Source organism: Bacillus luti, from assembly GCF_009739945.1.
Classification (GTDB): domain Bacteria; phylum Bacillota; class Bacilli; order Bacillales; family Bacillaceae_G; genus Bacillus_A; species Bacillus_A luti.
In genome coordinates, this window is sequence record NZ_CP040336.1 from 3,781,351 (window position 1) to 3,794,597 (window position 13,247).

Sequence of the window (13,247 nt, forward strand, 5' to 3'; positions counted from 1 at the left end):
ATATCATATACTAACATAGCTACTTCCCTATATCAAACATTTCGACATTCCATTATGCAAAGTTCCATACCACTATGCTACAATATATAAATAGAACTAGGAGGGATACTATGATTCGGAAAGCAAAAAAGACAGATGCAAAGGCGATAGCTCCTTTATTGTATAACGCTCTGCACGAAATTGCTGAAAAAATCACAGGGAGCACAGTTGAAACAGAAGTATTACTAGGACTAGAAACATGGTTCTCAAAAGAGAGAAATCGACTGAGCTACGAAAACTGTTTTGTATATGAACAAGACGGGACTGCAGTGGGAATTATTGTCGCTTATCACGGTAGTGACGCAACAATACTTGACGCACCAATTGTACATCACTTAAGAGAATTACATAAAGATACATCCATTACATTAGAAAAAGAAGCTGAGCTTGATGAGTATTACATTGATACATTATCAGTTTCGAGTGCATATGGCGGAAAAGGCATAGGTTCTCAATTAATTGAAGCTGCTGAAATTCATGCAACTGAAAAAGCACATGAAAAAATCGCCTTACTTGTTAATTTAGAAAATACACGTGCTTTTTCATTATACGAAAAGCTAGGTTACAAAAAAGATCAAATCGTTATGCTTGTGGGTGAACCTTACGCCCATCTAGTAAAACCATTAAATACAAAGGTTTCTATATCTTAAAAAGAAAGCACACGATTTATATAAATCGTGTGCTTTTATGTTAAATTCGTATTTAATACAGTCCCATCCATCGCCTCGTGAAATGTATATGTTGTACAACCCCATGGCTTCCTATGGAAAATAGGTGAACCAGACCACCCCATTGCCCTCAGTTCAGTCCCAATCATCGTATTAAAATAACTATGACCTACAAGAGCAATACTTCCATGTACGAGAGCGTAACGGTGCAATAGATGAGCCGCTTGCTTTGCCCTCTCTCTTACTTCCTTATAAGACTCTACATCTTTATGGTAGCCAAGTACCCATAAGGTTCGTCCGATAAACATCCATACGTTAGGTTTACATTTCAACCATTTTGGAGAAAAAAATCGTGAAGGAACCTCTACTTCTCTAAAAAGAGAATTTTGCATAAAAGATAAAGAATCCAACAATTCAGCTGCTGACTGTACAGCACGCCTTTGATCACTCGTTACGACTAATTTTGCTGATTCCATTGCTTCAATTGTTTCCATTGGTATAGAAGCTTTTGTTGTTATAGTATGTGAGTCATATCGTTTCATCCATTCATGAAATGAAATAACTGTCATTGGCTCCATAGTACCATCTAAGCGACCATGACGAATAAAAGAAATCCTCATTCTTTCCACTCTCCATTCATCACTTACGAACTCTATTATGTACTATTTCTTACTGCCATCATATCATGCATAAAAAGAAAGTTATACATTACCACCACTATCATGTGTTATCGATGCATGCACACCATCCAATCCGTCAAAATATGTAGTTCTTTCATGATGCCGGATTTTCTTCAACTGTATATAAGAGAATAAAAATAATAAAATCGCTATAAAGCTCCCCACAATTTCAAACATCATTTTACCGCCCCTAGTTCCTCCCACTTTAGTAGGTCATTGTATATCCTCATTATACTCTTATATAAAGATACTTGCATTTTTATCATTCATCTCCTATCAGCATGTTTTTTCATATATTTTCTTACAAAAAGTGAATATTTTTCGAATTTTTACTTTGAAAACATTTACAAAACAGGAAACATAGTTCAAAATAAAGGAAAATAAAAAATCCCAAATTATTCTTTTTTGGAAAAACTGTAACAAGGAGAGTTGCTTATGCAGATCGCAGAAACTGGAGATATCATCGAATTTAAAGGTGGCATGCAAGGCCGTGTTCAAAAAGTAAATCAAAACTCTGTTATTGTTGATATAACAATTATGGAGAATTTTAGAGAACTAGATATGGAACCTCTTACAGTTGTAAGTCATAAAAACTATACTGTCATTAACCAAAATGCATAATATAATAGAAAGAAAGGGCCTGTATAGTATACAGGCCCTTTCTTTCTATTAACGATTATCAATTGTTTCTGGATATAGATCGTGGTTCATCATGCGGTAGTCTGCCATTTGTTCATACTTCGTTCCTGGGCGACCATAGTTACAGTAAGGATCAATTGAAATGCCACCACGTGGTGTAAATTTCCCCCATACTTCAATGTAACGTGGATCCATTAATTTAATTAAATCGTTCATAATTACGTTCATGCAATCTTCGTGGAAATCACCATGATTACGGAAACTAAATAAATATAACTTTAAAGATTTACTTTCTACCATTCTTTGCTCTGGAATGTAGCTAATATAAATTGTTGCAAAGTCTGGTTGTCCCGTTTTCGGACATAAGCTTGTAAATTCAGGACAGTTGAATTTTACAAAATAATCACGGTTTGGATGATTATTATCAAATACCTCTAAAATTTCTGGGCTATATTCAAATAAATATTTTGTATTTTGATTTCCTAGTAATGTTACATCTTTTAAATCTTCATCTAATCTTCCTGCCATATTAAACATCCCTTCTCGTTATACGCCGCGTTTATTTCCCCATACTAACGCATGAAGCTGAGGCAATACTTTTGCATCATTCATTGCTTTACAATTTATTGCTTTATCAATCAACCACTCATACTTATCTAATAATTTTTTAATAAGCATTGCATCATCCACTGTTTTCGTATCATCGTTCCCTACTTGCAAGAAGAATGGTACATCTGGATAACGTTCGTGCATCTTAACTGCATATTCAAAGTCAGAATCATCAAATACGACTACTTTTAGGCTAATATCTTTTCCTGCTAGTTTTTGAATAACAGCATCTAACTTTTGAAAATCTGTATGCATCGTCGAACTTGGTGGTTTGGGAGAAATCGTTACCTCATCAATTTGAAGTAACCAGTCTTGCCATTTACTCCCCTGCGTTTCGATTGCCGTTCGCATTCCATTCTCTTTTAATATAGAAAGAAGAAACTCAATATTTTTCAGCAATGCTGGATTTCCGCCTGAAATCGTAACATGAGAAAAATTTTCTCCTCCAATTGCAACAAGCTCATTCCAAATATCTTCCGCTGTCATCTGTCTAATTTGATCTTTAGCCGATCCATCCCATGTAAAGGCAGAATCGCACCAAGCGCAGCTATAATCACAGCCAGCTGTACGAATAAACATTGTCTTTTGTCCTACAACCATTCCTTCACCTTGAATAGTTGGACCAAATATTTCTAAGACAGGGATTTTACTCATCGAGCATCCACTCCCGTCTTACTTCCGCATAACTAGTCGGCGTCTCAAATAGACGAACAAATTCAACACGAGCTCCTTTATATTCGTTCGCACGATTATCTTTTGTTAATGCTTCTGCCATCTTTTCATAAATCCAAACGACCATATTTTCAGCAGTTGTATTCATTGCTGGTAACGTTTCGTTTAAATAACGATGATCTAAATAAATTTCAATTTCATTTTTCCAAATTTCTTTTATATCTCCAAAGTCAATTGCAAGGCCTATTTCATTTACATAACCACTAATCCCAAATACAACTTTATATGTGTGACCATGTAAGTTTTTACATTTTCCTTCATAACAGTGTAAATGGTGTGCTGCATCAAATGTAAATTCCTTGCTGACCATTACTCTTTTATTATGATATTTAAGTTGTTTACGCTGAATATCCTTGTCCATTTTTTGCAAATTTTCTACGATGCGAAATCCAAAGAAATTATCCATTAGTTGCTCGCTCCTTCGCGTTCTTGTAAGTACGTATCTAATCCTGCTTTACGAAGTTGACATGCTGGACATTCACCGCAACCATCACCAATGATTCCGTTATAACATGTTAATGTTTTTTCTCTAACAAACTCAAATGCACCAAGTTCATCAGATAATTTCCATGTCTCCGCTTTATCAATCCACATAAGTGGTGTATGAATGACAAACGGATAATCCATAGATAAATTTAATGTAACGTTTAATGATTTTACAAATACGTCACGGCAATCTGGATACCCACTAAAATCAGTTTCACATACGCCTGTCACAATATGACGCGCTCCAACTTGTTTCGCTAATACAGCAGCGAATGACAAGAATAGTAAATTTCGTCCATCCACAAATGTTGATGGTAATTCACCTTCTTCATGTGTAATCTCCATGTCCGTTCTCGTTAATGCATTTGGAGCAAGTTGATTTAGTAGACTCATATCTAATACTGTATGTTTAATTCCTAGCTCTTTCGCAATTTCCGCTGCACAATCAATTTCTAACTTATGACGTTGATTGTAATTAAACGTTACAGCTTCTACTTCTCCAAACTGCTCTATCGCCCAAAATAAACATGTTGTACTATCTTGTCCACCACTAAAAACAACAACCGCTTTTTCTTTTTTCATTTCACTCATTCTCCTTCTCTACTACGAATAAGAAGAAAGAACGTTCTTGAACTGTCACAATAAAAAAACAAAACAATACCTAGGGATATTGTTGTTTCCATAGTTTTTTATAGAGGGAGTTCGCGAACCTCTCCCATGCAGTGCACGGAATTTCTTCTTTCATTGACAAAGCTTATTGTAACATATTGTATACTACCATAAAAAATTTCTGATTTTTCCGCTATTTTTATTTCATTTCTATCATTTTATAGTATGATTAATCTAATATTAGAAGGGAGGAGGCATCCCACTGAAACTCTTTATTATTTACCTCTTTTTAAATATATTATCCATTCTCGTTACGATGCTTATCTATCACTTATTTTGGAATCAAAAAGGCAAACGATCTCCTAAATTAAATTCAGCTATATTTATTGTATTGTGTTGCCTCGCTACCATACTATGTATCACATTTGCTGCGAAAACAGATTATGGATTTCAATTTGATATGCGTCATATCGTATTAATTGTCGGCACATTAACAGGGGGGCCTATTGCTGGTGCTTCCATTTTAACTGTATTAAACATATACCGCTTTTTATTAGGAGGAGTAGGTGTTTTCCCATCCCTTATCGCTTCAGTGCTCCTATTTATTGTTTTACTCTTAACATACAAACTGTTTAACCGAAGTTCTAACCGTATAAAAATAGCACTCGCTATCTTTTACAGCCTCATATTCGGATTTGGCTGGATACCATTTTTCCTTGCAGAAGTTACAAATAAGGCTGATTATATACCGCATATTATCGTGTACGAAATATGTACAATAATTGGAACAATCCTTATTTTATATTTACTTCACATATTACAAACGCAAGTTCGTCTTCAAAATGAACTTATGAATGCTGAAAAATTTCATTTAATCGGTGAAATGGCAGCTTCTATCTCTCATGAAATTCGTAATCCTTTAACTTCAACGAAAGGATTTTTGCAACTTTTACAGTCAGATACATGTTCTGAAAAGGAACGAAAATTATATATCGACATAGCCATTAATGGTATCGAACAAGCAAATCATGTTCTTACAGACTACTTAACTTTTGCAAAACCGAGTATTGAAAAAGAACAACAATTACAAGTAGAGGAAGAATTACTTCATGCGTTATCTTTAATTACACCTCTCGCGAATTTAACAAATGTTCGTATAAACTACATAAAACAAAGTACATCATTTTTTATAGCTGGTGAAAAGCAAAAACTGAACCAATGCTTATTAAATATTTTAAAAAACTGTATTGAGGCGATGCCTAGCGGCGGTGACCTTATTCTTACATTAGTTCCAGACCATAAACATATACAATTGTTTATAAAAGACACAGGAGTTGGTATGGATCAAGAACAGGTAAAACGACTCGGGTCACCTTTCTATTCAACGAAAGAAAAAGGGACTGGACTCGGAATGATGGTTGTCTTTAGTGTCATCCAAGCAATGAATGGGAAAATTGATATTATAAGCGAAAAAGGGACAGGTACAACCTTCTTGTTAACTTTCCCGCTCATAAAAAAAACGTGATGAAATTCATCACGTTTTTTCTGTTCCTTCCACTAATTCAGCAAAAGCTTTCACTTTTCCATGTGGTTTTTGATTCTCTTTACGAGCTTTCCAAGCACGTTCTTCTTCTCGCTTCTTTTTCGCCATACTTTGTTCACTCCTTCTAACTCTTTCACGAAGTATTATTCCAAAGTGGGGTAGGAAACTATGCATCGTTTTTTCTGTCTCACTTTGGAATCTTTATCATGCAGCCCTCCGCTTTTGAAGTGAGGTTTAATACTACGCACAAAAAAAGAAACGGGCAGATCACCCGTCTCTCTCGTCTTATCGTTGTAGTATTGAATGTTTCGCCTCTTTTAACTGCGTAAGATGTCGTTGTTCGTGCAAATCAAGAAATTGAACCCACTGATACAAATTTAAATCATTAAAAATAGGATGCTTTAATCCATTTTCAAATAATTCATTTTCATCTATAACACTATGAAGCGCATGTAATAGTTCTTGTCGTGAATGTTCTAGTAATTGAATTCCTTGTTGTTTTTTCATTAAAGTTTCTGTTGGTTTCATTTGCTGAGGAGCTTCTCGTTTATGTGTGCGATCAAGCGTAAGTTGGAGGTCTTTAAATGGAGCCAGTTTTCTTTCTTTTTTTTGTAAAGCATATACAAGGGCAGATGTGACAGATTGTTCAACCAAATGCAAGTGATGTAAAATCTGAATGATACTCCATTTATCACGGCGTGGCTTTACATTCACTTCTGTATCATTTAACATTTCAATTTCTGATAATAGCGTGCTTCGGGTAGAGTGTAATGAGTTCACCAAACTTTCTAAACTCACATCCATATTAGAGTGGAGCATACTTCTTTCCCCCTTTTTGTTGGTAAAAAGAGGTGCCCTATATTCGAAACACCTCTTTTAATAATTCTGAATTTTCTTTTATTATCTCATTATTTTCCCATTATGTCGATGTTAAACATGTGAAAAAAAGCGCATGTTTTTTACAATTTTGTGTCGTCAATCGCGTGTAACCATGCTTCAATTTCGGTAATTACACTTTTCACACAGCCTTCAGCAAATGGCGATGTTAAATTTGCAACTTCTACTAATTCTAAGAATGATTTACTTCCACCTTGTTGGCACAGATTCACATAATCTTCCCACGCATCTTGTCTATTATCTCTTGCACGTTTCCAAAATTGCAGTGCACAAATTTGCGCTAACGTGTAATCGATATAGTAGAACGGCGAGCTATAAATATGTCCTTGACGTTGCCAGAAACCACCGCGCTCTAAATAATCATTATCTTCGTAGTCACGATGTGGCAAATACTTCTTCTCTATGTTACGCCATGCTGTCTTACGCTCCTCAGGTGATGCTTCTGGATTTTCATACACATAATGCTGGTATTCATCAACAGATACGCCATATGGTAAAAACAGAAGCGCTGAACTTAAGTGAGAGAAGTAATATTTATCTGCATCTTCTTCAAAGAATAGCTTCATCCATGGCCATGTAAAGAATTCCATGCTCATAGAATGGATTTCACACGCTTCATACGTTGGCCAATTATATTCTGGAATTTCAAATTTACGGCTTTCATATACTTGGAAAGCATGACCAGCCTCATGTGTTAATACGTCAATGTCACCAGATGTTCCATTAAAGTTCGAGAAAATAAATGGTGCTTTATAATTTTCAATATATGTACAATATCCACCGCCAGCTTTTCCTTTTTTCGCAACTAAATCTAATAAATCATTATCTAACATGAAATTGAAAAACTCATCTGTTTCAGCCGATAACTCTTTATACATCGTTTTCCCATGATTAATAATCCAATCTGCATCTCCTTTTGGAGTCGGATTACCTGTAGCAAACTCAAAGTTTTCATCGTAATACGCTAACTTCTCTACATCGATACGCGCTTTTTGTCTCTTTCTTAATTCCGTTGTAACTGGAACAATATAATCAAGTACTTGCTGACGATAATTCGCCACCATCTCCGCATTATAATCTGTACGGTACATTCTTGCATATCCAAGTTCAACAAAGTTTTTAAAACCTAAAGTTTTTGCGATTTTCGTTCTCACTTTAACAAGCTCATCATAAATACGATCTAGTTCTTCCTCATTCTCCGCTAAAAATCCGTAGTATGCTTCACTTGCTGCTTTCCGTTCGCTTCTTTCTTTTCCTTGCATAAACGGAATCAGTTGCGATAACGTTCTCTCTTCTCCAGCAAAGTCAATTTTTGCAGATGCTAATAACTGCGTATATTGTGAAGACAATTTGTTCTCTAATTGTAAATCCTTCACGACTTCATCTGAATATGTTTTCAAATCACATTCTGCTAAGGCAAATAATTGCTTTCCATAATACGCCTCTAATTCTTCACGAAATGGAGAATTAATTAACGCCTTATAATATTTTGTTCCATACCCTTGTACAACTGGAGAATATTCATCAAAGAAATCTTGCTCTTCCTTATAAAAAGCATCTGTCGTATCAACAGAATGACGAATGTAACAAAGGTTCCCCATTGTACCAAAATCATTACGAATTTCATTAATTGAATTGATTACTTGTTTTTGTTCTTCAACCGTTTTTGTATTATCAAACTTTTCTAAAGCAACAGTAAACTTCTCTTTTAATTCCTCAATATTTGGCCGTTTATATTCATAGTCTTTAAATGACATGAACGAGCCCCCTCTCCGTTATATGCATCATTACTATAATTCAATGCTCACTTGCATATTTCCTTTTATTCTTTAGCAAAAAGCAGCAGTTGCTGTCATAATGACATGTAAACAAAAAAAGCCTTGGATTTATTTATCCAAAGCTCATTTGGAACATATTATTATTTTTCATACTTTCCAATTTTTTTTAGTAGGCCAAGTAATTCATCCTTTTCATCCTTCGTTAACATTTCAAAAGACTGATGTATAACTTGCTCATGCCCTGGAAAAATAGAAGCAATAAAACTCTCTCCAGACTCAGTTAATTGTGCATAAATAACACGTCTATCATTCGGGCATGGGATTCTCTTTACTAGCCCCTTTTTTTCTAGCTTATCTACAACATATGTAATGCTGCCGCTAGCTATTAAAATACGCTCACCAATTTGCTGCAGTGGTTGACCACCTTTATGATATAGCAGTTCTAACACAGCAAATTCAGTTGGATTTAACCCGTTACTTTGTATGGACTTATTTGTAGTATCCATAACAGAACGATGTACACGAGATAATGCGATAAATACTTTTAAAGATTGAGAAATATCTTCTCGTTCATTATTTGATGTCATACAACTTTCAACCCTTCACTTAAATTCTCAGCAATAAAAAGAAAAAATAGCTTAATACTTCATGTAATTTCCGAATGAGTATTCATTCACTCACTCATTTCCTCTCCCCTAACGTACTCCGAATGATTCTTGAATAAAAACATGACAATTTTAACATAGTTTATATATAATGATAATAAAAAAGAAGGAGTACCAAATTTGAAATTCAAATTCCAAAGCATAGTTTTATATATATTGCTTGTTATCCTACCAACAATAGGGATTGGTGCTACATTTTATTCGTATCATACGTATAAAATGAAACAGGAAAACAAACTATCTGCTCACACTGTTCTCTTTTTATATAGAGACTATTTAGACCATCATCTTGGTGAAGCAATCTCAGCCTTAGAGATGCTCGCAAAGATCGTAGGGACTGAAACCGGAAACATGAATGGGATTAAACAGATTGTACATGATACGGATGGCAATGACGAACGTTTTTCTGGTCTATATTACGCTACGACAGACGGGATGATTACAATCGCATCCGAAGGCGAATCAATGCCTGTTGACGTCTCAGACCGCCAGTATATTCAAGACGCCTTACGAACTAAGAAAACAACTGTATCATCAGTCATTACAGATCGCGTTCTTGGACATCAAGCTATTATGATTGCCTCTCCAATATTTAATAAACAAAAAGAGCTCTCAGGCTTATTATTAGCTAGTTTACGCTTTGACTACATTTCATCTTCTTTAAATGCTATTAAACCACAATACCATTTTGAAGTAACTGATACGCATGGTGTAGTTTTTCTAACTGATGATAATAATGGCACAAATGATAAGCATTCTAATATGCTTACTACCCCGCTACAAAAATTAAATTGGACGGTCTCTGTTTCTCCGTTACCTATTCACAAGAAAATTTTATATCAGCTAGTTTCAATAGAGTGTGTAGCTACTTTATTTTTAATGTCTATTTTATTTTTGCTTGCTCAATATATATTATTAAAACGTCAAACAAAACTGGAAAGACAACAAAATGAACTGCAAAAAATTGAATTGGTTGGAACTTTTGCAGCGAGTACAGCACATGAAATACGAAATCCTCTTACTGGAATTAAAGGACTCGTCGCTCTATTAAAGGAGAAATATAAAGATGAACAGGATCAGTTCTACTTTTCCATAATCGAACAAGAAATAGAACGAATTAATGAAATTGTAAGCGAATTTCTTATTCTTGGAAAGCCAACTGCCATCATCGAACAAACATATGATGTAAGAACAATTCTAAATGAGGTAGCATTGATTATTCAATCTGAGGCGAATCTACATAACATTGTATTCCATTTACATTTGCCAGACCATCCTGTTTATATCCGGTGCTCAAAAGACCATATGAAACAAGTGGTTTTAAACATTACAAAAAATGCAATTGAAGCCATGAGCTCTAGTGATACATTAACAATTATCGTCACAAACAATAAGACACACGCACAATTGCAAATTATAGATACTGGAAAAGGGATTCCAAAACATATTCAAAAACACCTCTTTCATCCGTTCTTTACTAATAAAGATACTGGAACAGGTCTTGGACTTGTCATATGTAAACGAATTGTAGAGATGTACAATGGGCATATTTTTATAGACAGTATAGAAAACGAAGGAACGACAGTTCATATCGAAATTCCGTTACACATAGTATAATTATCCTTACCTCGAAAGGATAATTATACTTATTTCATAAAACCAGCCACAAGCATTCGCCAAAAATTACTTGATTTTCCCTCATACCCGATTTGAAAAATAGGTACCTTTATAATTGAAAACCATTTCGGTGTTTGTTTTTCTTTATAACACTGGTACTGTAAAATAAGCTTGTCCAACTCTTGACTGACTTGAATTGTCTCCATACTATTTAACCCACTTGTTAATCCTAATTGAATCATTTCTTCACGTTTCATATGAATATCACGTGAAAGCTTTTCTAATGTGTACTTCCTTTTTACAGTAAACATCCATATCCCCCTTAGTATACTTCCTTGCTCTTCACTTCTCCATTGACCTTTTTACCGTTTTATCATATGTAAATTTGAAGAATCAGAAAATTTAACATTTTCTCCCTGTAATTTACAAATCTTTACCCTCACTTTGAGAATTATTACAAATTATTCTATCTTTGTAAATACATTCGCAATAATAGACATTTTTTTCATCTTCTTTTTTTATAAATATCAATTAAATAGCGGATTCTCTATTTTTCACACTCTTTTCTTCGACATTTTTTGTTTAATTTATATAAAAAAGCAAAACATAATGATGATTGATAAAGTGAAACTTTAATCAGTCGGCGGGATGGTTCACCACACCGATTATTAACCCACACCAATCGGACGTTTACGGACAGTTTTCCTATCTAACTTCTTTGCTCCAGCCGAATTTGAGGTGTGAATCTTACTTCCCGCAAATAGCGGGATAAAATAGAAAGGAAATATTTATATGCGCAAATATACGATTGCAATGCTCATTTTTACTATGTTCTTACCGTTCTTCTTGTTTCCGATTCAAGCAAATGCTCATACGAATAAAGTAGCCATTGTCATTGATGACTTCGGCAATAATATGAAGGGGACTGATAAAATGTTATCACTTCCCATCCCACTGACTGTTGCTGTTATGCCTTTTCTTCCTTCCACAAAAGAAGATGCAATAGCAGCCCATAAAAAAGGACACGAAGTTATTATACATATGCCTATGGAACCTATTAAAGGTAAAAAAGAATGGCTTGGACCAAAAGCAATTACAACTGATTTAAGTGATGAAGAAATAAACAATCGACTCGAACAAGCGATTCAAGAAGTACCGCATGCAATTGGAATGAACAATCATATGGGGTCAAAAGTAACAGCGGACGAAAGAATTGTACGACTTATACTTGCAGCTTGTAAAAAGCACGGTTTATTTTATTTAGATAGCAAAACAAACCCTAATAGTGTCGTCCCAAAAATCGGAAAAGAATTAGGAGTTCCGATTATTGAAAACCAACTATTTTTTGATGATGTGTATACAGCAGGACATATTTCAAAACAAGCCCAATTACTCATCAAAAAAATTCAAGAAAAACCTATAATGGTAGCTATCGGACATGTTGGGCCTCCAGGTGAAATTACGTCAAACGTTATTGAAACCTCTATTCCTAAAATTCGCGAACATGCAGACTTTATTTTTTTGTCTGATTTAGCATTATCTCCACCTCCTGTTTCAAAATAATATTCATTCCTCATACTAAAAAAGGTACCAATCCATATGTAGCAGATCGGTACCTTTTTTAACTTAAATATAATCTACATGACTCACCCTAAAACCTTTTTTCTCTATTTTTTCGATTAATTGCTTTAATCTTTTTTCATTTAACTCATCTGTTATATTTACAATCACACGGCGAATATATTGATCGCCGTTATCTAGCGTAAACAGTCCACCGATATTATATGCTTTTAACAACGTCCCGAGTTCTTTAATCGTTCCTTTACAATCTTGGGTTGCAATTGTTAATATATAACCACCCGTCTGCATACCGAATGAATCTTCAATAACATCAAATACATTGGAATGTGTTAAAATACCGACAAACTCATTATAATCATTTAAAACGGATAAAAACGGTAAACGACGAATAACATAAAATGCTCTGAAGAATGAATCCTTTTCAAAAATAAATGCAGAGGAGTCTTCCAGCATATCTCTTGTACTTAATTTCTCTAAGCCGTTATTACATTTCTTTTCTAATAGATCTACTTTATAAATAATCCCCATGAATTTCTTCTCATCTTCTGCTAATACAGGGATTGCTCGAAATCCCGTTTCATTCATAATTTGCAAAGCCTCTTCACCGGAATCGTTTATTTTGCAAAAGGTTACTTGCTGTTTTGGCAGAAAATGATATTTAACTCGCAAAATATGTTCCTCCTTACATGTCAACATGTAATCTA

17 protein-coding genes and 1 riboswitch are annotated in these 13,247 nt (G+C 34.5%); of the genes, 5 read left to right on the plus strand and 12 right to left on the minus strand.

Translation table 11 applies throughout. From position 1 onward, the window contains the following. Window positions 1-110: 110 nt before the first annotated feature. Window positions 111-689 (plus strand): GNAT family N-acetyltransferase, encoded by a 579-nt coding sequence (locus EUC40_RS19195; RefSeq protein ID WP_071709884.1) that lies wholly within the window; start codon window positions 111-113, stop codon window positions 687-689. 35 nt (window positions 690-724) lie between these two features. Here the strand turns inward: EUC40_RS19195 and EUC40_RS19200 are convergent, their stop codons facing one another. Continuing rightward, window positions 725-1,327, minus strand: a complete 603-nt coding sequence (locus EUC40_RS19200) for a histidine phosphatase family protein (protein WP_071709885.1) — start codon at window positions 1,325-1,327, stop codon at window positions 725-727. Window positions 1,328-1,408: 81 nt separating this feature from the next. Then, window positions 1,409-1,567 carry a hypothetical protein gene (locus EUC40_RS27050; RefSeq protein WP_084064369.1) on the minus strand — a complete coding sequence of 53 codons (159 nt, stop codon included), beginning with the start codon at window positions 1,565-1,567 and terminating at the stop codon, window positions 1,409-1,411. Window positions 1,568-1,822: 255 nt separating this feature from the next. Here EUC40_RS27050 and EUC40_RS19205 point away from each other — a divergent pair, with 255 nt between their 5' ends. Further along, the gene (locus EUC40_RS19205; protein ID WP_001165081.1) at window positions 1,823-2,008 is read left to right on the plus strand and encodes a YkvS family protein; all 186 of its coding nucleotides are present in this window, start codon (window positions 1,823-1,825) and stop codon (window positions 2,006-2,008) included. Between the two features lie 48 nt (window positions 2,009-2,056). On the opposite strand, the gene queF is transcribed toward EUC40_RS19205, so the two are convergent. Genes queF through queC form a run of 4 tightly spaced genes read right to left on the minus strand, consistent with a single transcriptional unit; the run spans window position 2,057 to window position 4,435 of the window. Beyond that, window positions 2,057-2,554, minus strand: a complete 498-nt coding sequence (queF, locus tag EUC40_RS19210) for a preQ(1) synthase (protein WP_000918895.1) — start codon at window positions 2,552-2,554, stop codon at window positions 2,057-2,059. Between the two features lie 18 nt (window positions 2,555-2,572). Then, window positions 2,573-3,289 carry a 7-carboxy-7-deazaguanine synthase QueE gene (gene queE, locus EUC40_RS19215; protein ID WP_000036274.1) on the minus strand — a complete coding sequence of 239 codons (717 nt, stop codon included), beginning with the start codon at window positions 3,287-3,289 and terminating at the stop codon, window positions 2,573-2,575. Then, window positions 3,282-3,773, minus strand: coding sequence for a 6-carboxytetrahydropterin synthase QueD (gene queD, locus EUC40_RS19220; protein WP_000368412.1), 492 nt, complete (start codon window positions 3,771-3,773; stop codon window positions 3,282-3,284). The genes queE and queD overlap by 8 nt, the downstream gene beginning before the upstream one ends. Beyond that, window positions 3,773-4,435: a 7-cyano-7-deazaguanine synthase QueC gene (gene queC / locus EUC40_RS19225; RefSeq protein WP_156576291.1), complete on the minus strand. Its 663-nt coding sequence runs from the start codon at window positions 4,433-4,435 to the stop codon at window positions 3,773-3,775. The genes queD and queC overlap by 1 nt, the downstream gene beginning before the upstream one ends. Window positions 4,436-4,528: 93 nt before the next feature. Beyond that, window positions 4,529-4,572: riboswitch (PreQ1 riboswitch) on the minus strand. Window positions 4,573-4,778: 206 nt separating this feature from the next. Here queC and EUC40_RS19230 point away from each other — a divergent pair. After that, on the plus strand, window positions 4,779-5,987 hold the full coding sequence (locus EUC40_RS19230) for an ATP-binding protein (RefSeq protein ID WP_156576292.1): 1,209 nt from the start codon (window positions 4,779-4,781) through the stop codon (window positions 5,985-5,987). 9 nt (window positions 5,988-5,996) lie between these two features. Here the strand turns inward: EUC40_RS19230 and EUC40_RS27325 are convergent, their stop codons facing one another. The 4 genes from EUC40_RS27325 to EUC40_RS19245 all read right to left on the minus strand — a co-directional run bounded on the left by EUC40_RS27325 (window position 5,997) and on the right by EUC40_RS19245 (window position 9,267). Further along, window positions 5,997-6,113: a DUF6254 family protein gene (locus EUC40_RS27325; RefSeq protein WP_001085166.1), complete on the minus strand. Its 117-nt coding sequence runs from the start codon at window positions 6,111-6,113 to the stop codon at window positions 5,997-5,999. A gap of 177 nt (window positions 6,114-6,290) precedes the next feature. Continuing rightward, on the minus strand, window positions 6,291-6,824 hold the full coding sequence (locus EUC40_RS19235) for a DinB family protein (RefSeq protein ID WP_000903271.1): 534 nt from the start codon (window positions 6,822-6,824) through the stop codon (window positions 6,291-6,293). Window positions 6,825-6,964: 140 nt separating this feature from the next. Beyond that, window positions 6,965-8,659, minus strand: coding sequence for a M3 family oligoendopeptidase (locus EUC40_RS19240; RefSeq protein WP_071709887.1), 1,695 nt, complete (start codon window positions 8,657-8,659; stop codon window positions 6,965-6,967). 161 nt (window positions 8,660-8,820) lie between these two features. Continuing rightward, window positions 8,821-9,267, minus strand: coding sequence for a MarR family winged helix-turn-helix transcriptional regulator (locus EUC40_RS19245; protein ID WP_071709888.1), 447 nt, complete (start codon window positions 9,265-9,267; stop codon window positions 8,821-8,823). 198 nt (window positions 9,268-9,465) lie between these two features. Between EUC40_RS19245 and EUC40_RS19250 the strand changes: the two genes are divergently transcribed. Further along, the gene (locus tag EUC40_RS19250) at window positions 9,466-10,962 is read left to right on the plus strand and encodes a DUF3149 domain-containing protein (RefSeq protein ID WP_156576293.1); all 1,497 of its coding nucleotides are present in this window, start codon (window positions 9,466-9,468) and stop codon (window positions 10,960-10,962) included. A 29-nt stretch (window positions 10,963-10,991) separates the two neighbouring features. Here EUC40_RS19250 and EUC40_RS19255 read toward each other — a convergent pair whose 3' ends face one another. Continuing rightward, complete coding sequence (locus tag EUC40_RS19255; protein WP_000495528.1) at window positions 10,992-11,273, minus strand: aspartyl-phosphate phosphatase Spo0E family protein; 282 nt, start codon at window positions 11,271-11,273, stop codon at window positions 10,992-10,994. Window positions 11,274-11,754: 481 nt separating this feature from the next. On the opposite strand from EUC40_RS19255, the gene EUC40_RS19260 reads away from it, so the two are divergent. Then, window positions 11,755-12,525, plus strand: a complete 771-nt coding sequence (locus EUC40_RS19260; protein ID WP_001234130.1) for a divergent polysaccharide deacetylase family protein — start codon at window positions 11,755-11,757, stop codon at window positions 12,523-12,525. A 63-nt stretch (window positions 12,526-12,588) separates the two neighbouring features. Here the strand turns inward: EUC40_RS19260 and cbpA are convergent, their stop codons facing one another. Next, window positions 12,589-13,212 carry a cyclic di-AMP binding protein CbpA gene (cbpA, locus tag EUC40_RS19265; protein WP_156576294.1) on the minus strand — a complete coding sequence of 208 codons (624 nt, stop codon included), beginning with the start codon at window positions 13,210-13,212 and terminating at the stop codon, window positions 12,589-12,591. Window positions 13,213-13,247 lie beyond the last annotated feature (35 nt).

Excerpts from the sequence above, each read along its gene's own strand:
- EUC40_RS19255 (WP_000495528.1), bottom strand. The coding sequence starts at position 11,273 with ATGTTTACTGTAAAAAGGAAGTACACATTAGAAAAGCTTTCACGTGAT.
- EUC40_RS19240 (WP_071709887.1), bottom strand. The coding sequence starts at position 8,659 with ATGTCATTTAAAGACTATGAATATAAACGGCCAAATATTGAGGAATTA.
- EUC40_RS19205 (WP_001165081.1), top strand. The coding sequence starts at position 1,823 with ATGCAGATCGCAGAAACTGGAGATATCATCGAATTTAAAGGTGGCATG.
- EUC40_RS27325 (WP_001085166.1), bottom strand. The coding sequence starts at position 6,113 with ATGGCGAAAAAGAAGCGAGAAGAAGAACGTGCTTGGAAAGCTCGTAAA.
- EUC40_RS19260 (WP_001234130.1), top strand. The coding sequence starts at position 11,755 with ATGCGCAAATATACGATTGCAATGCTCATTTTTACTATGTTCTTACCG.
- EUC40_RS19245 (WP_071709888.1), bottom strand. The coding sequence starts at position 9,267 with ATGACATCAAATAATGAACGAGAAGATATTTCTCAATCTTTAAAAGTA.
- EUC40_RS19235 (WP_000903271.1), bottom strand. The coding sequence starts at position 6,824 with ATGCTCCACTCTAATATGGATGTGAGTTTAGAAAGTTTGGTGAACTCA.
- queF (WP_000918895.1), bottom strand. The coding sequence starts at position 2,554 with ATGGCAGGAAGATTAGATGAAGATTTAAAAGATGTAACATTACTAGGA.
- queE (WP_000036274.1), bottom strand. The coding sequence starts at position 3,289 with ATGAGTAAAATCCCTGTCTTAGAAATATTTGGTCCAACTATTCAAGGT.
- queC (WP_156576291.1), bottom strand. The coding sequence starts at position 4,435 with ATGAAAAAAGAAAAAGCGGTTGTTGTTTTTAGTGGTGGACAAGATAGT.
- EUC40_RS27050 (WP_084064369.1), bottom strand. The coding sequence starts at position 1,567 with ATGATGTTTGAAATTGTGGGGAGCTTTATAGCGATTTTATTATTTTTA.
- queD (WP_000368412.1), bottom strand. The coding sequence starts at position 3,773 with ATGGATAATTTCTTTGGATTTCGCATCGTAGAAAATTTGCAAAAAATG.
- EUC40_RS19200 (WP_071709885.1), bottom strand. The coding sequence starts at position 1,327 with ATGAGGATTTCTTTTATTCGTCATGGTCGCTTAGATGGTACTATGGAG.
- EUC40_RS19195 (WP_071709884.1), top strand. The coding sequence starts at position 111 with ATGATTCGGAAAGCAAAAAAGACAGATGCAAAGGCGATAGCTCCTTTA.
- EUC40_RS19230 (WP_156576292.1), top strand. The coding sequence starts at position 4,779 with ATGCTTATCTATCACTTATTTTGGAATCAAAAAGGCAAACGATCTCCT.